This is a genomic window from Paenibacillus sp. FSL R7-0204 (assembly GCF_038002225.1).
GTDB lineage: Bacteria > Bacillota > Bacilli > Paenibacillales > Paenibacillaceae > Paenibacillus_AQ.
Map to the genome: position 1 here is coordinate 1,020,776 of NZ_JBBOCA010000001.1, position 18,688 is coordinate 1,039,463.

An 18,688-nucleotide genomic window follows, 5' to 3' on the forward strand; every position below is an offset into this window, starting at 1 on the left:
ACGTCACAAGATAAGGAGGTGCAACACATGTCTCGTATTGGTCGCAAACCAATCGCAGTACCTAGCGGTGTAGATGTCACTTTGGACAACACCGTTATTACAGTAAAAGGTCCTAAAGGCACTTTGACTCGTGAGCTTCATAAAGACATGAAGATTACAGTTGAAAATAACGAAATCACTGTTGTTCGCCCGTCGGACAATAAATTGCATCGTTCACTTCACGGCACAACCCGCTCCGTTGTCAATAACATGGTGAGTGGTGTGACTGAAGGTTTCTCGAAATCTCTGGAACTGGTTGGGGTCGGATATCGTGCAAGCAAATCCGGAGATAAAATCGTATTGAACGTTGGTTACTCCCACCCGGTTGAAATTACACCGGAAGCGGGTATCGAGTTTGATGTTCCTGCTAACACGAAGATCATCGTTAGAGGAATTGACAAAGAACGCGTTGGCGCTTATGCTGCCAAAATCCGTTCCGTACGTGAACCTGAACCATACAAAGGTAAAGGTATCAAATATGAAGGCGAGCGTATCATCCGCAAGGAAGGTAAAGCTGGTAAGAAGAAATAACCAGCTCTACCTTAATTGTAAGATACCCCGTGCATCTTAAAGTGAAGCTGTTTACGGCAAACTGAAGGGAGTGAAAGGGAAGTCATGATTACAAAAGAGGATAAAAACAAGGCTCGTCTCAAAAGACACCTGCGTGTTCGTAAGAAGATCCAGGGTACTACTGAGCGTCCACGTTTGAATGTGTTCCGTTCTTCGAAACACATCTACGCTCAACTGATCGATGATGTGACAGGCGTTACTATCGTATCTGCCTCCACACTTGATAAGGAATTGAGTGCTACAATCGGAAATGGCGGCAGCGTTGAAGCTGCAAGCAAAGTGGGTCAATTGATCGCTGAGCGCGCTAAAGAAAAGGGTTATGCAGTGGTTGTATTTGACCGCGGTGGATACTTGTACCATGGACGGATTCAGGCTCTGGCTAGCGCAGCTCGCGAAGCTGGTCTTGAATTCTAGAATATTTCTAAAAGGAGGTTAACGACTTGCGTGTAGATCCGAACAGTTTAGAACTGACAGAAAGAGTTGTACACATCAACCGTGTTGCAAAAGTTGTAAAAGGCGGACGCCGTTTCAGCTTTAGTGCACTTGTTGTTGTGGGCGACGGCAACGGCTACGTTGGTGCTGGTATCGGTAAAGCCGGCGAAGTTCCGGATGCCATCCGTAAAGGCATTGAAGACGCCAAGAAAAACCTGATCCACATTCCAATCGTAGGAACTTCGATTCCTCACCTGGTTACTGGACATTTCGGCGCAGGACGCGTTCTGTTGAAACCAGCATCCGAAGGTACCGGCGTTATCGCTGGTGGACCGGTTCGTGCGGTGCTTGAATTGGCAGGCGTTGGCGATATCTTGACAAAATCTTTGGGTTCTTCGAATTCCATGAATATGGTCAATGCTACTTTAGAGGGTCTTTCCCGTCTGAAGCGCATTGAAGAGGTCGCGAAGCTTCGCGGCAAATCTGTCGAAGAATTACGCGGTTAAGGAGGGGAACGTCAATGGCTAAATTGCAAATTACCCTCGTACGCAGTGTAATTGGACGTCCAGAAACACAACGTGTTACTGTTAAGACGCTCGGCCTGCGCAAAACCAACTCGTCCGTGGTTCACAACGACACTCCTGCAATTCGCGGAATGATCAACAAAGTGAGCCACTTGCTGTCCGTTACTGAAATTGAAGGCTAATAAGCCTCGCATAAATTAACAAACATAAGGAGGTGCAAACGATGAAGTTACATGAACTTGCTCCAGCTCCTGGATCACGGAAAGAACGCAACCGCGTTGGTCGTGGACCAAGTAGCGGTAACGGTAAAACTTCGGGCCGTGGTCACAAAGGTCAAAACTCCCGTTCCGGCGGTGGTGTACGTCCAGGCTTCGAGGGTGGACAAAACCCACTCTATCGTCGTCTGCCTAAACGTGGTTTCGTCAATCCTACCCGTAAAGAGTACGCGATTGTGAACCTGGAAGATCTGAATAGCTTTGCAGAAGGAACAGAAGTAACTCCTGAGCTTTTGCTTGAAACTGGTGTTGTCAGCAACACTAAGAGCGGCATCAAGATTCTCGGCAATGGTGAACTGGCTGTTAAATTGACTGTCAAAGCAAATAAGTTCTCTCAATCTGCGGTAGAGAAAATCGAAGCTGCCGGCGGTAAAACCGAGGTGATCTAATGTTCAAGACGCTTAAGAATATATGGCATGTTGAAGATTTGCGCAAAAAGATCCTGTTTACCCTGTTCGTTCTGATCATTTACCGCATCGGTTCGTTTGTACCGGTTCCCGGTGTGAACAAAGAAGTACTGGAATCAACAAATCAGGGCGGAGACGCTTTGATGGGTCTTTTGAACACCTTCTCGGGCGGAGCGCTCAAAAACTTCTCGATTTTTGCGATCAGCATTTACCCGTATATCACAGCATCCATCATAGTTCAATTGCTTTCGATGGATGTTGTTCCTAAGTTTGCCGAATGGGCTAAGCAAGGGGAGCACGGGAAAAAGCAACTGGCGCAAATTACGCGTTACGGCACAGTAGTGCTAGGTTTGATTCAAGCGTTTGCCACATCTATCGGGTTTAACCGGATTTATGGCACTGAGATGATTCCAAATGCAACCTTTGCGGATTACCTGCTTATTGCGATCATACTGACGGCGGGTACATCGTTCTTGATGTGGTTAGGTGAGCAGATCACTGAAAAGGGTATAGGAAACGGGATTTCGATCCTGATTTTTGCGGGAATCGTCGCCGCCTTTCCGGGATATATCACCACTACGGCGCAATCAAGCTTCATCCAGCCGGGTCAGATGTTCCTGAATATTCTTAAAGTCGTTATTGTACTGATCGTGGTTGTTGCGATTATTGTCGGGGTGATCTTTGTTCAACAAGGTATCCGTAAAATCCCTGTACAATATGCCAAACGCGTAGTCGGTAACAAAATGTACGGTGGACAGAATACGCACATTCCGCTTAAAATTAATGCGGCTGGTGTAATTCCTGTTATCTTCGCCGTTTCGCTGCTTCAATTCCCAATCGTTTTATCGAGCTTCTGGTCCACCCACGCTTGGGCTAAATGGGTCTCGGCTAATCTGGATCATACCAAGCCGCTCGGCATGCTGCTGTATGTAGTCATGATCATCGGATTCACGTTCTTCTATACGTTTGTCCAGATGAACCCGCAGCAAATGGCTGACAATATGAAAAAGAATGGCGGATACATTCCAGGTATACGTCCAGGTAAGGCTACAGAGAAATACCTGACTAGAGTAATGTCGCGTCTGACGATGTCCGGTGCGCTGTTCCTATCACTCATCTCTGTACTGCCAGTGTTATTTGGATCGTTGTCCGGGTTGCCGAAGCAAGTACAGATTGGTGGTACTGCACTCCTGATCGTTATTGGTGTTGCACTGGATACCATGAAGCAGATCGAGAGCCAATTGATCAAACGCCATTACAAAGGCTTCATCAATAAATAGGCGATAGGTTCCGGAGAAGTACCTAAGGATATTAAACTTCCCGGTACCTATTGTGCTGTTTCTTGCTTGGTGGCGAACTTTTGGGGGGAGAAGAGAATCGTGAACATTTTATTCATGGGCCCTCCTGGGGCAGGCAAGGGAACACAAGCCGCTGTTGTTGTTAAAGAACTTGGTATTCCGCATATTTCGACCGGTGATGCTTTTCGCTTGGCAATCAAGCAGGGAACACCGATCGGGCTGAAGGCTAAATCTTACATCGATGAAGGTTTGCTTGTACCTGATGATGTGACTATTGGAATCGTCGAAGAACGGCTGCAGCAGTCCGATTGCGAAAAAGGTTTTTTATTGGATGGCTTTCCAAGAACCCTTTCGCAAGCGGAAGCGCTGGGAGAAATCCTCAGCCGGCTTGGAACTTCACTGGATCACGTTGTTAACTTGAATGTGGACCGCGGACTGCTGATGGCGCGTCTTACCGGACGCCGGATCTGCTCAGTATGCGGAACATCCTACCATTTGATTTTCAATCCGCCGAAGCAAGAAGGCGTCTGCGACATTGATGGCGGAGAATTGTATCAGCGTCCGGATGACAACGAAGAAAGTGTAGGCAAGCGTCTGGATGAGTATGATAACAAGACAGCGCCGCTGCTTGCATTTTATGACGATAAAGGTCTTGTGCGTCAGGTAAACGGAGAATACGAAATCAATGTCGTTTCTTCTGAAATCGTATCTATGCTGCGGGGTTAATGTAATGATCATTTGCAAATCCGAACAGGAACTTGTCTTTATGAGGGAAGCTGGTCGAATTGTTGCCGAGAGTCACCGTCTTATTGCTGAAGCTATCCAGCCAGGCATTACTACCGGTGAGCTCGACAGAATCGCCGATGGGTACATTCGCAGTCAGGGTGCTGTGCCGTCTTTCAAAGGCTACAACGGTTTTCCTGCCAGCATTTGCGCTTCAGTCAACGAACAATTGGTGCATGGATTTCCAGGGAAACGCAAACTGGTAGAAGGCGACATCGTTACGCTGGATATCGGTGCAGAGTACCGTGGTTATCACGGTGATTCCGCCTGGACTTACGGGGTGGGCAGCATTTCCGAAGAGGCTCAGCGTCTGCTGGACGTCACGGAAGGCTCCCTGTACGCTGGACTGGCGTTAGTCAAACCGGATGTGCGCTTGTTTACAATCTCCCATGCAATTCAAGCATACATTGAAGACGCCGGGTTCTCCGTTGTCCGCGAGTATGTTGGTCATGGCATTGGGGCAGAACTGCATGAAGAACCGCAAATTCCGAACTATGGCATAGCGGACCGCGGACCACGTTTGAAGCCGGGTATGGTACTCGCCATTGAACCGATGGTTAACGCGGGAGAACGTTATGTCAGAACGCTGGATGATAACTGGACGGTCGTTACGGTTGACGGTTCACTGTGCGCTCACTTCGAGCATACAGTAGCAGTTACACCGGACGGCATGGAGATTTTCACAAAACTGAATGCGTAGGTGATCTTCACGTGAATACTGGGAGCAGCCCGCAGGTTGGTCAAATCGTGAGAATTCTCAAAGGCAAGGATGCCGGAGAGGCTGCCGTTGTTATCGCAGTTGTGGATAGCAGATTTGTATATATTGCTGATGGGGACAAACGTAAGTTTGACAGCCCAAAGAAGAAGAATATTCAGCACCTGGAGCTCATACCCTCCATCAGCAGTGAGATTGTAGACAGTTTGGAAGAAACCGGCCGGGTCACCAACGGAAAGCTGCGGTTTGCAGTGATGAAGTATGGCGCGCCCGCTGGAAAAAGTGCTAATGAGAAAGGAGACTAACTGTGGCTAAGGAAGACGTCATTGAGGTAGAAGGAACGGTTATTGAGCCGTTGCCTAACGCAACTTTTAAGGTTGAGCTTGAGAACGGTCATCAAATACTTGCCCATGTGTCCGGGAAATTGCGGATGCACTTTATCCGTATCCTAACCGGAGACAAAGTGGTCGTGCAGTTATCGCCTTATGATCTATCAAAAGGCCGTATAACTTACCGGAAATAGATGGGAACTACAACAAAAGTTTTGCTTCGCAAAACTTTGAGGAGGTAATTAACATGAAGGTAAGACCTTCTGTAAAGCCCATGTGCGAAAAATGCAAAGTCATCCGCCGCAAAGGGACTGTTATGGTAATTTGCGAAAATCCGAAACACAAACAAAAACAAGGTTAAGAAGGGGGTGTAGCGTAAAATGGCTCGTATAGCTGGAGTGGATTTGCCACGTGATAAGCGCGTTGAGATCGCCTTGACTTATATTTTCGGAATCGGTAAAACGACTTCCCAGAAAATTCTTAATGGAACAGGCATTGACGTTAACACACGTGTCCGTGATTTGACGGAAGATGAAGTCAGCAAACTGCGTGAAACGATCGACAAAGAGGTTAAGGTTGAAGGTGACCTTCGTCGTGAAATTTCCTTGAATATTAAGCGTCTTACTGAGATCGGCTGTTACCGCGGTGTTCGTCACCGTCGTGGATTGCCTGTTCGCGGTCAACGTACCAAAACCAATGCTCGTACCCGTAAAGGCCCGCGTCGTACTGTAGCAAACAAAAAGAAATAAGAAGAGGTGATAAGAGACAATGGCTAAACCGAAAAAAGTCGTACGTACGAAACGTCGCGACCGGAAAAATATCGAGTCTGGCGTGGCACATATCCGTTCCACGTTCAATAACACTATCGTTACGATCACGGATCCCCACGGAAATGCAATTTCCTGGGCAAGCTCCGGTGGTCAAGGATTCAAAGGTTCCCGTAAATCGACTCCATTTGCAGCGCAAATGGCAGCCGAAACAGCTGCTAAGGCAGCTATGGAACACGGCATGAAGTCCGTTGAAGTTATGGTTAAAGGACCGGGCGCGGGCCGCGAAGCAGCCATCCGTTCCCTTCAGGCCGCTGGTCTTGAAGTAAACCTCATTAAAGACGTTACTCCAGTTCCTCACAATGGATGCCGTCCGCCGAAGCGTCGCCGCGTTTAGTACAATCAGAATTGTGATTGTGGTATAATTCTGACGCATCTGCTAATAATAGGTGTTTAGGCATACTACATGATACACCTGATGGGGTGACTGTTTCATATAGGAGCGACGTTTGAAGGAGGGGTACACTCGTGATAGAAATCGAAAAGCCGAAGATTGAGACCGTAGAAGCCAATGATGATGGGACCTATGGGAAATTCGTAGTTGAACCGCTGGAACGTGGATATGGCACGACTCTGGGGAACTCGCTTCGCCGGATACTGCTTTCCTCCCTTCCGGGAGCCGCAGTGACTTCGGTCCAAATTGACGGCGTTCTGCATGAGTTCTCGACCGTTCCCGGCGTAATGGAAGATGTGACGGAAATCATCCTGAACCTTAAAGCTCTTTCTCTGAAGATTCATTCGGATGAAGAGAAAGTGTTCGAGATTGATGCTGAAGGAGAAGGCATCGTTACCGCAGGTGATATCCGTGCGGACAGCGATGTTGAGATCCTGAACCCGGATCTTCATATTGCAACGCTGGGACCTGGCGCGAGACTGCACATGCGCATTTTTGCAGGCCGTGGTCGCGGCTACGTCCAAGCGGACCGGAACAAACGCGACGATCAGCCAATTGGTGTAATTCCAGTTGACTCTATCTACACTCCTATTTCACGTGTGAATTACGGTATTGATAATACCCGTGTTGGTCAAGTGACTAACTACGACAAGTTGACGCTGGAAATTTGGACAGATGGCAGTATCCGACCGGAAGAAGCCGTTAGCCTTGGAGCCAAAATTTTGAACGAGCACCTCGTTCTGTTCGTAGGTCTTACGGATGAAGCGAAAGACGCCGAAATTATGGTTGAAAAAGAAGAAGACAAAAAAGAAAAAGTACTTGAGATGACTATCGAGGAGCTTGATCTTTCTGTCCGTTCCTACAACTGCCTCAAACGTGCCGGTATTAATACCGTGCAAGAGCTGACTACGAAAACTGAAGAAGATATGATGAAGGTTCGTAACCTGGGCCGCAAATCTTTGGAAGAGGTTCAAGAGAAGCTTGAGGAACTTGGTTTGGGACTTCGTACAGAAGAATAGTACCCGGAGTTCTTGAGACTTGAGTGAAGGAGGGAAAACAAATGGCATACCAAAAATTGGGCCGTGATTCCAGCGCGCGTAAAGCTTTGTTCCGCGATATGGTAACGGATCTGTTCCTATACGAACGTATTCAGACAACAGAAGCCAAAGCGAAGGAAGTTCGTTCCATCGCTGAGAAACTGATCACTAAAGCGAAAAAGGGCGATCTTCATGCTCGCCGTCAAGTAGCTGCATTTGTTCGTCGTGAGACTGTAGATGGTGAACAAGATGCAATCCAAAAATTGTTCTCTGACATTGCTCCACGTTACACAGAGCGTCCAGGCGGATACACTCGTATCCTGAAGCTGGGACCTCGCCGTGGCGATGCTGCGCCTATGGTTTATCTTGAACTGGTAGACCGCGCGTAGTTTCACAAGCTATGATTTCCGGATGTACGCTTTACGTATTTAACGTTATTGTACTGCAGGGCATATTACCCTGCCGTGCAAATAACCGCGGGAATCACCTTGTATAGAGTAGAAGGAGCTCCCGCCGGGGCTCTTTTTTTTGAGAGTAAATCAAGTATATGGATCAACAGGAGAATGAAATGCGCAATCTATTGATGAAAGTCAATTATGACGGCACCCACTATGATGGCTTTCAGACCCAGCCTCAGGGCAATACGATTCAGGACAAGCTGGAGCATGCTATTCAGCATCTGACCGGTGAGACGCTCAAAATCACGGGCTCAGGACGGACTGATGCGGGGGTGCATGCTTATGGCCAACCTTTTAACTTCATAACCTCCTCCCAGATTCCGCTGGAGCGCTGGTGCCTGGCTCTAAATGCCAGACTGCCGCAGGACATCGTGGTTACAGAGGCCGCTGAGGTTCCGCTCTCGTTCCACTCCCGTAGAGGGGCGAAGCGTAAAACCTACCGGTACACGATTAACGGCAACCGGTTCCCGGACCCGTTCCAGCGGCGCTGGCAGCATCATCATCCGATGAAGCTGAACGTTCCTGCGATGGAACTGGGGCTAAACGCACTGCTGGGTACCCATGATTACACCTCGTTTGCTTCCAGGAAGTCCACTAAGACTTCGCATGTGCGGACCATTTATGAGGCTTATCTTGAAGTTGACCGCAGCATGTGCCGCCCGGGCTCTCCAGACCAGGGAGTGATCCATACCTATATTACAGGCAGTGGCTTTTTGCAGCATATGGTGCGCATTATTATGGGGACGCTGATGCAGGTCGGGCAAGGTAAAATCAGCGCAGATAGAATGCCTGCCATTCTTGCGGCTTGTGATCGTGCAGCAGCCGGACCTACGGCTGTGTCAAAGGGGCTGGCACTCTGGAGTGTGGAATATGATGAGACGGAAGACTAAACGGCCGGCACTATATTTTTTATAAAAATAGTACTGAATGTTTAAAAATCACTTGCGCTTGTCATGTTTATACTGTAATATAAAAGTTGTGTTTTCTTGATGGCTATCCCACAGCCCCGATCAAGGAAATGCCAACAAATAAGTTTTTTAACTCACTAAATTGTAATTCAATCGCGAAACAAGATATACGAAACAGATGATTTTCGTACGAGAACAAGGAGGAAACATTCATGCGTACCACCTACATGGCGAAGCCGAACGAAGTTGAACGCAATTGGCACATCATTGATGCCGAAGGCAAAACACTTGGCCGTTTGGCAAGCGAAGCCGCTGCCCTGATCCGCGGCAAACACAAACCGCAATTCACTCCACACGTTGATACCGGTGATTTCGTAATTGTTATCAACGCTGAGAAGATTCACCTCACAGGTAAAAAAATGCAAAACAAGAAATACTACCGTCACTCGATGCACCCAGGCGGCTTGAAGGTTACTGTTGCAGAAGACCTGATCAAGACCAAACCTGAGCGTATGATTGAATTCGCAGTTCATGGCATGATTCCTAAGACTCGTCAAGGTAATCACATGAAGCTGAGACTTAAAGTATATGCAGGCGCTGAACATCCACATGCAGCACAAAAACCTGAAGTTTACGAACTTCGCGGATAAGAATAAAGGAGGACAGTTTCATGGCACAAGTACAATACTATGGGACAGGTCGTCGTAAACATTCGGTAGCACGTGTTCGCCTTGTACCGGGTGAAGGACGCATTGTCATTAACAAACGTGAGATGGACGAATATTTCGGTGTTGAAACACTGAAAATGATCGTAAGACAACCTTTGAACCTGACTGAAACTCTGGGCAGCTACGATGTAATCGTGCTTGCACATGGTGGCGGCATTTCCGGTCAAGCTGGCGCAATCCGTCACGGGATCTCCCGTGCATTGCTCAAAGTAGACCCTGAATATCGCGGTACGCTGAAGAAAGCCGGCTTCCTGACACGTGACCCACGTATGAAGGAACGTAAGAAATACGGCCTCAAAGCTGCTCGTCGCGCTCCACAGTTCTCGAAACGTTAAGATTTCCATGTTCTCAAGGAATGAAAGCTCCTGGCCTTTATGGTCAGGAGCTTTTTTATCTTTGCGTGCCGTATTAAATTTTGCCTTGCGCAGAAATTCACAGAAATCTTCGTATCGTACTCTGATCTGCTTCGAGGATCTGTTCGATGTCCCGCATCTGTAATACAAAATTCCCTTTAGTTAATCCGTAACGATAAACAAGCTGATGAATTTGTAAAGTAAGCTGACCATCGAAGCAAATTAAATCCCCTCTCGTTGCTGACTCAAGCGCAATATTTTTTAATGCATCCAGCTCTATCTCCTGAAACCGTTCTTCCATCGGGACGATCCATTCATGCTGAGTGGACAATGTTCTCTGATCCAGACAGACAATAAGCTGATCGGGACCATCCAAGGTGCTATAGGGATCGTAATAAGCAAAGATTACAGGTTTATCTATATGAGCCTCTAAAATCGGTTGACCAGAATGAGATGATTTATACTCCTCGTAACCCCTAGGCAACATTTCACCCTCATACTCACGGCGCAATATTTGATCGAAGCGTATTTTTGCCATATCTCTGGATACCCCAAATATCTTAGAAATCTGCTGGATGGCTATATTGTAATCTGCAGATAAATTAAAGGGCTGAATCATGAAAAAAGGCATTGTGGCATAAAGAACAAACTTTTCAGCATCTTCTTCTTGTGCTTTGATAAAAGGAACAGGAAGTACCATCTGATTCCCGGCATGTCTCAGCATGTGGCATAATTCATGCAGAAAATCAAATCGCTGCTTCATTGGTGTAGAACGGTTGTCCAATAATATACAGCGCAGACCCGATGAAGATTCGTATGCACGGCTTGGGACAGGAGCAAAATCTGTATGTATATTTAGCTCAGCTGAAAGCCTGGAAATCGTAATGTCTTCAGGTTGGAGAATGGAATGATTTATATAGAGATTTTCTACGAAATTTTCTAAATGTGTTTTTTTATAGTGAATAAACATATGAAACCTCCGAGTGGGAATGTATGTTCGTATATATAGATATGAGGAATCAGCCCGTTGGCTGAAACCACGATTTTCCTGCACATATTAATTAATGTTGTCTGAAGATTCTGCTTTTTTCTTTTCAAGATCTTTAATAAAATGCCAAAACGTTAACATTTCCCGTTTACGTTCTTCTGGTGCATCTAAATAATCCTTGAAGAACAGTCCATGCTCGGGATTGCTTAAAAAGGCTTCAAATTCAGAAAGCTCAGGAATTGGTGATGCGCCCTCCACTTCGCTAGACCCAAATGCAAGACGCTCCATTTCTTCAGCAGTTATGCCTAGAGCACGACAAACCTTAAGGACATTATCGACGGAAGCTCCTCCTACACCTCTCATTAAGATGGATCTCAGTGTCGTATAAGGAATCCCCGCTTTTTCTGAAAAAGCCTTTGTGTTCAGGCCGGTTTCTTCAATTAACCTCTTTAAGACTTCAGCCCGCTGCACATGTAGCCCCTCCCCATAATCATCGGTATATACGCTACTTCGTATTATTTACCTTTATTGTAGAAGCTTTAATGCGAATTGTAAATATGCATATTCGTATTTTTAGGCAAACAAGTCTTGACATAATGCGAAATTGAGCATATTATGATCTAAAAATACGAAATTGAGTATATTATCGATATTTTAACAGGAATGAGGGATAAAGATGAGTATTATCGAACAGGAGCACATGGTATTTGAAAATTCTGATTTAGTACAAAGAATGCTTCCGGAATACCAGATTTCATTAAAAAGTGTAGAGCGGTTATACAGAGTTGCAGACGAGGATGATAAAAAGATAATCGCCGGGATGGTTAGTGACTGTAAATATGTGATTGATTGGCTGAGCCATGGCCGGCGACCGGGAAATAAGCGGGGAATTGAACGCCGTGCTGGTTATGAGCGGGAAATTCTTTTAGAGCCTATTCGTATGCAGAACTTCACCTGCGACTTCAAAGCGATCCCTTCACAAGGACTGACAGAAGATGAACAGTATCAATTGGACTATATCCTTGGGCTGCTTAGCAGAAGAGAGCGAGAGTGTTATATGCTGGCTAACGGTGAAGGATTCTCGCATGTTGCTATTGCTGGAATGCTCATGATTTCGGCGGGCAGTGTAAGTGAGTATATCCAGCGTGCGCAAAAAAAGATCAGTTCCGTAATGGACGAATTTGGTTCACTTCTCAGATGAAGCACACTGCACGAAATATGAATAATGGGTTTGTCTAGTGAAAGCCCCTAATAAATAGAAGGGAGGTTAATCATCATGAATCCGTTACGTGCGACCCGCACGGTTCAGAAATGAGTCCTAAATACAAGGAGGGCGAAAGTGACCATTACGCTGTTAATTATGGCAATCCAGAAATTTCTGCAAAATGAATTAGCGGATGATACGCAGCCTGTTCCCCCAGTGCTGCTAGGTTATCTTTTGCCGGATACCACTGTAAATCTGGACTATCCGGTAATTATGATTCTGCCTGCTGAAGGAGAAGGAGATTCTGGGCAAGGGAAAATTCAAATTAAACTTCAATTTGGAACCCATTCCGAAGAGGATACAGGCTTGATTATGCTGCTAAATCTAATGGAGCGGGTACGTATCCTGCTATTGCGCCAGAGAGTTCTTGAACAGAAATTCAGTTTGGACGCCGTTTGGACATGGAAGCTTGACGAAGAGCACCCTTCAGCAGTGTGGAGGGGCGAACTTACAACAACCTGGGCATTGCCCCAAATTCGACAGGAGGTAGTATTGTGAATTCTATTGAAAATAATGACCAACCTCAAACCGGGCAGGAGCCCATACAAATTTATCTGGGTCCTAACTTGCGTGGCGGCCAACTGCTGCAAGCGGCCGTATTCCGGTCGGGCATTCCATCTTATTTAACGCCCCTAATGGCTGAACAGCCGGATGTGGCTGAATTGATTGTACCAGTTGAGGAAATGACCGCAGTGCAGGAGCGCATTCTTCAAGCAGGAACCGCAGAATATACAGTCTATCAAAGGCTTTTAGGGAAGGGGATCTAATCAATGTCATTTAAACATGGTGTAAGCATTATTGAACAATCAACTTCGGTTCTGGCTCCGGCAAAAGCAACAAGCGGTATTCCTTTTGCAGTAGGTACAGCTCCCCTCCATATGGCAACGGCGGCTGTACCTGTTAATACTCCTGTGCTTGTGTATAGCTACGCGGAAGCCGTTGCGGCTCTGGGATATAGTGAAGACTGGTCAAAATATACGCTGAGCGAATTAGTGTATTCTCATTTTGCCTTGTACGAGAGAGCTCCTATGATCCTGGTCAATGTGCTTGACCCGGCTATCCACAAAACAACGGTTGCTCCAGCAGCGGTAGTTGTCAGTAACCGGCTGGCAACTTTGCAGGCTGATGGGGTACTACTGCCGACACTGATTGTTAAATCTTCAGATGGTACTTCTACTTATATATCCGGTAAGGATTACACAGCTGCTTTTGATGAGAATGGACATGTGTTAGTCACAACGAAGTCTTCTGGTGCAATTGCATCCAGTATTGATCAGCTTTCTATTGGATATGACAAGCTGGACCCTGATGCTGTAAAAGCTGAGGATATCATTGGGGGCGTAACATCTTCCGGTGAATATACCGGTTTTGAGCTGGTTCATCAAGCTTATCCGCGTTTTGGTATCCTTCCGGATCTGCTGCTGGCTCCGGGCTGGTCGCATTTGCCTGCGGTTGCTGCAGTGATGAAGGCGAAAGCCGGAAATATCAACGGGAATTTCAAGGCGATTGCGCTGACGGATATTGATCCCTCCCGGTCTTACACAGACGCCGGTACATGGAAAGCCAACAATAGTTACACGGGTGCTTTGCAAGTTGCCGCTTACCCGATGCTGACGCTTGGGGGTAAGAAATATCATTTCTCCACCCAGCTTGCCGGCCTTATTGCCGCGACCGATGCGGGTAATGGCGGCATTCCTTTTGTATCCCCTTCTAATAAATCTTTGCAGGCGGACGGCACTGCATTGTCTGACGGGACAAACCAATTCCTCGGGATTGATCAGGCCAGCTTCCTGAACAGTGCAGGCATTGTAACAGCACTTAATTTGGGAACAAGCGGCTGGAAGAGCTGGGGGAACAACACCGCTGCCTATCCGGGCGTAACCGATCCTAAAGACAGCTTTATTCCGGTCCGCCGGATGTTCAACTGGATCAGCAACAGTCTGATTCTGACCTATATGCAGAAGGTGGATGACCCGATGAACAAGCGGCTGGTAGCCGCGGTTACGGATTCAGTTAACATTTGGCTGAATGGCCTGACGGCATCGGGAGCACTGTTGGGCGGTCGGGTAGAGTTCAATGAATCCGAGAATCCGGTGACAGATCTGATGGCCGGTAAAATTACATTCCATCTGCATCTTACGCCGCCTGGACCGGCACAGGAAATTTCATTCCTGCTTGAATACGACACAACATACTTGGCTGCGCTGGTAGCGTAGAAGGAGGAGCAATAATGCCAAACAGATCAGAACGGGTTATTGATTATTCGGTGTACTTGAATGCCGTCGATTACTTGGGAACAGCAACCGCGACCTTGCCGGAAATTACTTACTTGGTAGATACAATCAAAGGGGGCGGGATTGCAGGAGAAATGGCGGCACCTTCCCCAGGGTACACGGGAGCGATGAGTCTGGCGCTTAAATGGCGCACGATCGAGAAGGCAGCAGCCTCTCTACTGGCACCAAAGGTCCACACGTTGGATCTGCGTGCTTCCATTCAGACGTTCGATACCGCGACAAGTGAATACCGCGAGGTGCCGTTTAAGGTTACCGTTCGGGCGAGACCGCTCGGCTTGACACTTGGTAATCTGGAGACTGGAGCCGCAATGGATACCACCAACAACTTCTCGGTTAACTATTTGAAGGTCACGCTGGATGGTGTTCAGGTGTTGGAAATTGATAAGTATAACTACATTCATAAAGTATACGATGTCGATTACCTTGCGGCTACCAAACAGAATCTGGGTCTATAAGGAGAGTGCACGATGGGAACAAAAGAATTGGAGGAGACCGGAGCGGAAGTATACACTTTCGCCCGGCCCGTTAACTTTGAGGGCGATACGTTTGAAAGCCTGAGTATTGATTTTGACAAGTTAACCGGCGAGGACATCCTTACCTGTGACCGGCAATATCAGATGGAATCTGCCCGTCAATCCGGTGGAGAATTGATTAAAGAGACCAATAAAGCTTATCAGGCTTATATTGTGGCCAGGGCTGCTGGTGTTCATGTGGGGCTGATTAAAGCTCTGCCCGCTAAGGATTTCACAAAACTGACCTTACAGGCACAAAGTTTTTTGCTGCTGTAGGCTGCGGAGACGGCGATGGGATCAAAGACATCGCCGTCTCTTTGGCCATGCTTACCCACACTCCAATCCCCTATTTTCTCGGCCTGCCTGTTGAGGAACTGGGGGATTGGGCAGAGCGGGTGGCGAGAATTAAAGGAGGGAGGTAACCTATGGCAGGTTCAGGTTCAGGCAATCCAAGCAGCATCAGTGAGCTTATTGTCCGGCTGAATGTATTGGTGAATCCAAATGTTCCCCGCTCTGTCGAGGAAGTGGAACAGCAAATTAAGGATTTGGAAGACGTGCTTAAGGAGCTGGCCAGGGCGGGCTACTTCGATCAACTGCGCGGAGATGCTGAGGACGCTGGCGACGAAGCCGAACAACTTGGTGACAAACTTAAGGCTGCTTTCGAAAAAGTGGATTTCTCCATGCTGACTAAAGCGGTTGAACCCCTAAAAGCCGTATGGACGGCTGTGAATGATTCTGCCGGGGCAATGGCGCAGCTTCAGGCATCAACCGGATTAACCGCCGCTGAAATGAGCGGAATGAAAGAAATCTCGGATAACCTGTACAGTCAGAATTACGGTAAAAACTTCGAAGATATCGGTGACGCGGTTGGAACGGTGAAGCAAGTTCTGGGTCAAACCGGAGATGAGCTGGAGAAGACCACCCAGACAGCTATGACGTATCGCGATGTTTTTAAGGGGGATATACCAGACTCTGTACAAGCCGTTGACGCGATGATGCAAAAATTCGGCATCTCTTCAGAACAGGCCTATAATCTGATGGCTCAAGGTGCGCAGAAGGGGATGAATACATCCGGCGGGCTTCTAAGTGCCGTAGAGAAGTACAGCGCGGACTTCAAAAAGATGGGGTATTCTGCTGACGAGATGTTTGAATTATTAAGCTCTGGCATGGACAATGGGGGGGATTCCCTTGAGGGTCTTGCCGGGGTTGTGAAGAAATTCAGCTCAACGGTGAAAGAGGGCTCAGATTCCACAAAGGCCGCAGTCTATGAGTTATTTGCTCCTGAGCAGCTGAATCAATTCAGTGCTGCGCTTGTAAGCGGTGGGACGAAGTCGAAGGAATTCGGCGAATTAGTGAAAGTGGCCGGGAAGAATGGAGCTGTTGCCCTGGTCAAGGATTTGAAGGCAGGGGGAGATTCGGCGAGCAAGGCCATGCTTCAACTGCGCAAAACAATGGGCAGCGGGGATGAAATCTTCAAAGGGCTGGCAGACGGGTCCATGACCGGCAAGGATGCCATGAATCAGGTGATTGCGAAATTAAAAGCAGTTAAAGATCCGGTTCATCAAGCGGCCCTTGCCAGCGCTATATTCGGGGCTCAGTTTGAGGAGATAGGAAATAAAGCAGTGTTGTCGCTGGGCCAGACGCGGCATCAGTTTGATATGACCCGGCAGACGATGGATGAAGTATCTGCGATTAAGGACAATACGTTAACAGAGCAGTTCGCAGCTATAGGGCGGGAGTTGATGTCCGGTCTAGTGGTTCCTCTGGGAGAGAGCGTGATGCCTGCGCTTCAGGGGCTGACTAGCTGGGCGTCAGACAACAAAGAAGTGCTGATGGTTATAGGTCTTGCAGCCCCTACTGCAGTGCTGGCAACCAAGACTGTGAAGATTGTTCAGGAGTTCTCGAAGATCATCAAGGCGGCCAGCGGGGCCAGCGGAGCGGCTGGAGGATTTGCGGGTGCACTGGGATTGCTGACGAATCCCGTAGGTCTCGCTATTGCCGGTGTCGGACTGGTCACAGCCGGTGTCATTGCCTTCAAAAAGCATCAGGAGGATGCGCGCCAGGAGCTTTTGAATATGGGGGATGTGCTGGGTGAATCCTATGCTAATTATTCAGCGATTGAGGAGGCTAATTCCAAGACCCAGAATCTAATCACTGAGCATGACCGGTTGACAGGGAAGATTAAGGATGCAAAAACTCCTGCTGATGAATTGTTAGAAGCCAGACGAAAACTGAAGGATGTAGAGCAGAAACTTATCGATATGAATCCGAATATTCTGTCTGCTGAAGGCTCCAAGAATGATAAATTCCGAGAACAGATGGGTCTTGTCGGAGATATTGCCAAAGCCCGAGAAGAAATGGGACGTCGTGAACTAGAACATGAGGCCCTTACTGCACAAGCCAAATTGCCTGAATTAGAAAATAACTATTCAAAGCTGACTCAGGATCTTAAAGATCAAAGTGCCGCCTATGAGGAGATGAAGGTAAAGTATAGGGACTATGTCGTGCTTATGGAGGAGTACAACGAAATAGAATATAGTGATCTCGATCCTAATCAAAAAGGTGAGAAAATTTTAGCGTTTTCTAAAAAAGCAAGCCAAGTGACTGGGAAAGATTATACAATAATAGATCACTTTGAAGATGACTATTCTAAAATGGAGGAATCCATTAATAAAAAGAATACCCAAATTAAGAAAACAGATAGTGATAGGAAAGAGGCAGAAGATGGACTGGTAAATTATTATAATACTCAGAAAAAAATAGTTGAACTTGATCTTGGTGGTACCTTGCAAGAGCAAGCAGCCAAGTACAAGGATATGTCTGCTGCTGAACAAGAGCGATTCAGGCAGGCTCTGGATAAGGTGATGCTTCTTAACGCTGCACTTGATAAGCTGCCTACTGAAATGAAAGTGAATTTGCAGCTTATTTGGGAGCAGATAGGGAAAGTCCCGAATGCTACTGGAGTTCCAGGGGGAGAAGGCAAAGAAGGTGTCAAACCGAAAGAGAAATCATACCACCCGCTCTATGGCGGACCAACCATTGCAGAATACGCTGAAGGCGGTATCGCATACGTTCCCTCTATTTTTGGTGAGGCTGGCCCTGAAATCGCCATTCCCTTAAACCGCAAGCCCCGGTCGAGGTCTTTGCTTGAGAAGGCAAATGATTTGATGGGATATAATAACAATTCCGTTAACAATGGGGATATTCATGTAACCTGGGCGCCTAGTGTAACTCTTCAGGGTGGCGATACATCTGTAGCTGAACAGGTGCGGGAGGCTTTAAGGCAGACAGAGGACGGATTTGAACGCAGGTTCAAGTCGATGCTAGTGCAACAGAGGCGGGTGAGCTTCCAATGATCTATAGAACTGTACAAGGCGATATGTGGGATGGGATTGCTTTTAAAATATATGGAGATGCCCGTTTCCTGACGCTGCTCCTGAATGCTAATCCGGCACATGCTGCTGTCAGTGTATTCGCAGGCAATATTGTACTGAATGTACCAGACCTGCCCACAGACATATCCAGCTCACTGCCTCCCTGGCGAAGGGAGTAA

At 47.3% G+C, this 18,688-nt stretch carries 28 protein-coding genes; 26 read left to right on the forward strand and 2 right to left on the reverse strand.

Annotated elements, in window-relative coordinates; genetic code table 11:
• Window positions 1-27 precede the first annotated feature (27 nt).
• From rplF to rpsI, 18 genes are all read left to right on the forward strand, one after another.
• On the forward strand, window positions 28-570 hold the full coding sequence (gene rplF, locus MKX42_RS04580) for a 50S ribosomal protein L6 (RefSeq protein WP_036692405.1): 543 nt from the start codon (window positions 28-30) through the stop codon (window positions 568-570).
• Between the two features lie 84 nt (window positions 571-654).
• A complete protein-coding gene (rplR, locus tag MKX42_RS04585; RefSeq protein ID WP_036692407.1) occupies window positions 655-1,023 on the forward strand; it encodes a 50S ribosomal protein L18 in 369 nt (122 codons plus the stop codon).
• Window positions 1,024-1,049: 26 nt separating this feature from the next.
• Entirely contained in the window at window positions 1,050-1,547 is a 498-nt protein-coding gene (gene rpsE, locus MKX42_RS04590) for a 30S ribosomal protein S5 (RefSeq protein WP_036652980.1), read from the forward strand.
• Between the two features lie 14 nt (window positions 1,548-1,561).
• Window positions 1,562-1,747, forward strand: a complete 186-nt coding sequence (gene rpmD, locus MKX42_RS04595; RefSeq protein ID WP_019908243.1) for a 50S ribosomal protein L30 — start codon at window positions 1,562-1,564, stop codon at window positions 1,745-1,747.
• 41 nt (window positions 1,748-1,788) lie between these two features.
• The gene (rplO, locus tag MKX42_RS04600; RefSeq protein ID WP_036692409.1) at window positions 1,789-2,229 is read left to right on the forward strand and encodes a 50S ribosomal protein L15; all 441 of its coding nucleotides are present in this window, start codon (window positions 1,789-1,791) and stop codon (window positions 2,227-2,229) included.
• Window positions 2,229-3,527, forward strand: a complete 1,299-nt coding sequence (gene secY, locus MKX42_RS04605) for a preprotein translocase subunit SecY (protein ID WP_340751507.1) — start codon at window positions 2,229-2,231, stop codon at window positions 3,525-3,527. Before rplO ends, secY begins: the two co-directional genes overlap by 1 nt.
• Window positions 3,528-3,626: 99 nt before the next feature.
• A complete protein-coding gene (locus MKX42_RS04610; RefSeq protein ID WP_340751508.1) occupies window positions 3,627-4,271 on the forward strand; it encodes an adenylate kinase in 645 nt (214 codons plus the stop codon).
• A gap of 4 nt (window positions 4,272-4,275) precedes the next feature.
• Window positions 4,276-5,028 carry a type I methionyl aminopeptidase gene (map, locus tag MKX42_RS04615; RefSeq protein ID WP_340751509.1) on the forward strand — a complete coding sequence of 251 codons (753 nt, stop codon included), beginning with the start codon at window positions 4,276-4,278 and terminating at the stop codon, window positions 5,026-5,028.
• 11 nt (window positions 5,029-5,039) lie between these two features.
• Complete coding sequence (locus MKX42_RS04620; RefSeq protein WP_340751510.1) at window positions 5,040-5,348, forward strand: KOW domain-containing RNA-binding protein; 309 nt, start codon at window positions 5,040-5,042, stop codon at window positions 5,346-5,348.
• Window positions 5,349-5,350: 2 nt separating this feature from the next.
• Window positions 5,351-5,566, forward strand: a complete 216-nt coding sequence (gene infA, locus MKX42_RS04625) for a translation initiation factor IF-1 (protein ID WP_018753971.1) — start codon at window positions 5,351-5,353, stop codon at window positions 5,564-5,566.
• Window positions 5,567-5,619: 53 nt separating this feature from the next.
• The gene (gene rpmJ / locus MKX42_RS04630; RefSeq protein WP_026688601.1) at window positions 5,620-5,733 is read left to right on the forward strand and encodes a 50S ribosomal protein L36; all 114 of its coding nucleotides are present in this window, start codon (window positions 5,620-5,622) and stop codon (window positions 5,731-5,733) included.
• A gap of 19 nt (window positions 5,734-5,752) precedes the next feature.
• Window positions 5,753-6,121 (forward strand): 30S ribosomal protein S13, encoded by a 369-nt coding sequence (gene rpsM / locus MKX42_RS04635; RefSeq protein ID WP_036692419.1) that lies wholly within the window; start codon window positions 5,753-5,755, stop codon window positions 6,119-6,121.
• 19 nt (window positions 6,122-6,140) lie between these two features.
• Window positions 6,141-6,536, forward strand: coding sequence for a 30S ribosomal protein S11 (gene rpsK / locus MKX42_RS04640; RefSeq protein WP_020427052.1), 396 nt, complete (start codon window positions 6,141-6,143; stop codon window positions 6,534-6,536).
• 131 nt (window positions 6,537-6,667) lie between these two features.
• Window positions 6,668-7,612: a DNA-directed RNA polymerase subunit alpha gene (locus MKX42_RS04645; RefSeq protein ID WP_036692422.1), complete on the forward strand. Its 945-nt coding sequence runs from the start codon at window positions 6,668-6,670 to the stop codon at window positions 7,610-7,612.
• A 41-nt stretch (window positions 7,613-7,653) separates the two neighbouring features.
• Complete coding sequence (rplQ, locus tag MKX42_RS04650) at window positions 7,654-8,019, forward strand: 50S ribosomal protein L17 (RefSeq protein WP_019908254.1); 366 nt, start codon at window positions 7,654-7,656, stop codon at window positions 8,017-8,019.
• 179 nt (window positions 8,020-8,198) lie between these two features.
• Window positions 8,199-8,978: a tRNA pseudouridine(38-40) synthase TruA gene (truA, locus tag MKX42_RS04655; protein ID WP_340751511.1), complete on the forward strand. Its 780-nt coding sequence runs from the start codon at window positions 8,199-8,201 to the stop codon at window positions 8,976-8,978.
• A gap of 230 nt (window positions 8,979-9,208) precedes the next feature.
• Window positions 9,209-9,646, forward strand: a complete 438-nt coding sequence (rplM, locus tag MKX42_RS04660; protein WP_036692430.1) for a 50S ribosomal protein L13 — start codon at window positions 9,209-9,211, stop codon at window positions 9,644-9,646.
• A 20-nt stretch (window positions 9,647-9,666) separates the two neighbouring features.
• Entirely contained in the window at window positions 9,667-10,059 is a 393-nt protein-coding gene (rpsI, locus tag MKX42_RS04665) for a 30S ribosomal protein S9 (protein WP_036692433.1), read from the forward strand.
• 97 nt (window positions 10,060-10,156) lie between these two features.
• Here the strand turns inward: rpsI and MKX42_RS04670 are convergent, their stop codons facing one another.
• Both MKX42_RS04670 and MKX42_RS04675 read right to left on the reverse strand, forming a co-directional pair.
• The gene (locus MKX42_RS04670) at window positions 10,157-11,047 is read right to left on the reverse strand and encodes an ImmA/IrrE family metallo-endopeptidase (protein ID WP_340751512.1); all 891 of its coding nucleotides are present in this window, start codon (window positions 11,045-11,047) and stop codon (window positions 10,157-10,159) included.
• Window positions 11,048-11,134: 87 nt separating this feature from the next.
• Window positions 11,135-11,536 (reverse strand): helix-turn-helix domain-containing protein, encoded by a 402-nt coding sequence (locus tag MKX42_RS04675; protein ID WP_340751513.1) that lies wholly within the window; start codon window positions 11,534-11,536, stop codon window positions 11,135-11,137.
• A 205-nt stretch (window positions 11,537-11,741) separates the two neighbouring features.
• Here MKX42_RS04675 and MKX42_RS04680 point away from each other — a divergent pair, with 205 nt between their 5' ends.
• The 8 genes from MKX42_RS04680 (at window position 11,742) to MKX42_RS04715 (ending at window position 18,688) form a co-directional block, all read left to right on the forward strand.
• Complete coding sequence (locus tag MKX42_RS04680; protein ID WP_340751514.1) at window positions 11,742-12,266, forward strand: sigma factor-like helix-turn-helix DNA-binding protein; 525 nt, start codon at window positions 11,742-11,744, stop codon at window positions 12,264-12,266.
• A 138-nt stretch (window positions 12,267-12,404) separates the two neighbouring features.
• Window positions 12,405-12,827: a hypothetical protein gene (locus MKX42_RS04685; protein ID WP_340751515.1), complete on the forward strand. Its 423-nt coding sequence runs from the start codon at window positions 12,405-12,407 to the stop codon at window positions 12,825-12,827.
• Window positions 12,824-13,096, forward strand: coding sequence for a hypothetical protein (locus MKX42_RS04690; protein WP_340751516.1), 273 nt, complete (start codon window positions 12,824-12,826; stop codon window positions 13,094-13,096). Before MKX42_RS04685 ends, MKX42_RS04690 begins: the two co-directional genes overlap by 4 nt.
• Window positions 13,097-13,099: 3 nt before the next feature.
• Window positions 13,100-14,545: a phage tail sheath family protein gene (locus tag MKX42_RS04695; protein WP_340751517.1), complete on the forward strand. Its 1,446-nt coding sequence runs from the start codon at window positions 13,100-13,102 to the stop codon at window positions 14,543-14,545.
• A gap of 14 nt (window positions 14,546-14,559) precedes the next feature.
• On the forward strand, window positions 14,560-15,078 hold the full coding sequence (locus tag MKX42_RS04700; protein WP_340751518.1) for a phage major tail tube protein: 519 nt from the start codon (window positions 14,560-14,562) through the stop codon (window positions 15,076-15,078).
• A gap of 12 nt (window positions 15,079-15,090) precedes the next feature.
• The gene (locus tag MKX42_RS04705) at window positions 15,091-15,411 is read left to right on the forward strand and encodes a phage tail assembly protein (protein WP_051477757.1); all 321 of its coding nucleotides are present in this window, start codon (window positions 15,091-15,093) and stop codon (window positions 15,409-15,411) included.
• A 149-nt stretch (window positions 15,412-15,560) separates the two neighbouring features.
• The gene (locus MKX42_RS04710) at window positions 15,561-18,491 is read left to right on the forward strand and encodes a phage tail tape measure protein (RefSeq protein ID WP_340751519.1); all 2,931 of its coding nucleotides are present in this window, start codon (window positions 15,561-15,563) and stop codon (window positions 18,489-18,491) included.
• A complete protein-coding gene (locus MKX42_RS04715) occupies window positions 18,488-18,688 on the forward strand; it encodes a tail protein X (protein ID WP_340751520.1) in 201 nt (66 codons plus the stop codon). Before MKX42_RS04710 ends, MKX42_RS04715 begins: the two co-directional genes overlap by 4 nt.

Coding starts and splice junctions, on each gene's coding strand:
- MKX42_RS04695 (WP_340751517.1), top strand. CDS start 13,100: ATGTCATTTAAACATGGTGTAAGCATTATTGAACAATCAACTTCGGTT.
- map (WP_340751509.1), top strand. CDS start 4,276: ATGATCATTTGCAAATCCGAACAGGAACTTGTCTTTATGAGGGAAGCT.
- rpmD (WP_019908243.1), top strand. CDS start 1,562: ATGGCTAAATTGCAAATTACCCTCGTACGCAGTGTAATTGGACGTCCA.
- MKX42_RS04715 (WP_340751520.1), top strand. CDS start 18,488: ATGATCTATAGAACTGTACAAGGCGATATGTGGGATGGGATTGCTTTT.
- MKX42_RS04670 (WP_340751512.1), bottom strand. CDS start 11,047: ATGTTTATTCACTATAAAAAAACACATTTAGAAAATTTCGTAGAAAAT.
- rpsI (WP_036692433.1), top strand. CDS start 9,667: ATGGCACAAGTACAATACTATGGGACAGGTCGTCGTAAACATTCGGTA.
- secY (WP_340751507.1), top strand. CDS start 2,229: ATGTTCAAGACGCTTAAGAATATATGGCATGTTGAAGATTTGCGCAAA.
- MKX42_RS04700 (WP_340751518.1), top strand. CDS start 14,560: ATGCCAAACAGATCAGAACGGGTTATTGATTATTCGGTGTACTTGAAT.
- rplO (WP_036692409.1), top strand. CDS start 1,789: ATGAAGTTACATGAACTTGCTCCAGCTCCTGGATCACGGAAAGAACGC.
- rplR (WP_036692407.1), top strand. CDS start 655: ATGATTACAAAAGAGGATAAAAACAAGGCTCGTCTCAAAAGACACCTG.
- rpsM (WP_036692419.1), top strand. CDS start 5,753: ATGGCTCGTATAGCTGGAGTGGATTTGCCACGTGATAAGCGCGTTGAG.
- MKX42_RS04680 (WP_340751514.1), top strand. CDS start 11,742: ATGAGTATTATCGAACAGGAGCACATGGTATTTGAAAATTCTGATTTA.
- rpmJ (WP_026688601.1), top strand. CDS start 5,620: ATGAAGGTAAGACCTTCTGTAAAGCCCATGTGCGAAAAATGCAAAGTC.
- rpsK (WP_020427052.1), top strand. CDS start 6,141: ATGGCTAAACCGAAAAAAGTCGTACGTACGAAACGTCGCGACCGGAAA.
- truA (WP_340751511.1), top strand. CDS start 8,199: ATGCGCAATCTATTGATGAAAGTCAATTATGACGGCACCCACTATGAT.
- MKX42_RS04710 (WP_340751519.1), top strand. CDS start 15,561: ATGGCAGGTTCAGGTTCAGGCAATCCAAGCAGCATCAGTGAGCTTATT.
- rplF (WP_036692405.1), top strand. CDS start 28: ATGTCTCGTATTGGTCGCAAACCAATCGCAGTACCTAGCGGTGTAGAT.
- rplQ (WP_019908254.1), top strand. CDS start 7,654: ATGGCATACCAAAAATTGGGCCGTGATTCCAGCGCGCGTAAAGCTTTG.
- rplM (WP_036692430.1), top strand. CDS start 9,209: ATGCGTACCACCTACATGGCGAAGCCGAACGAAGTTGAACGCAATTGG.
- MKX42_RS04705 (WP_051477757.1), top strand. CDS start 15,091: ATGGGAACAAAAGAATTGGAGGAGACCGGAGCGGAAGTATACACTTTC.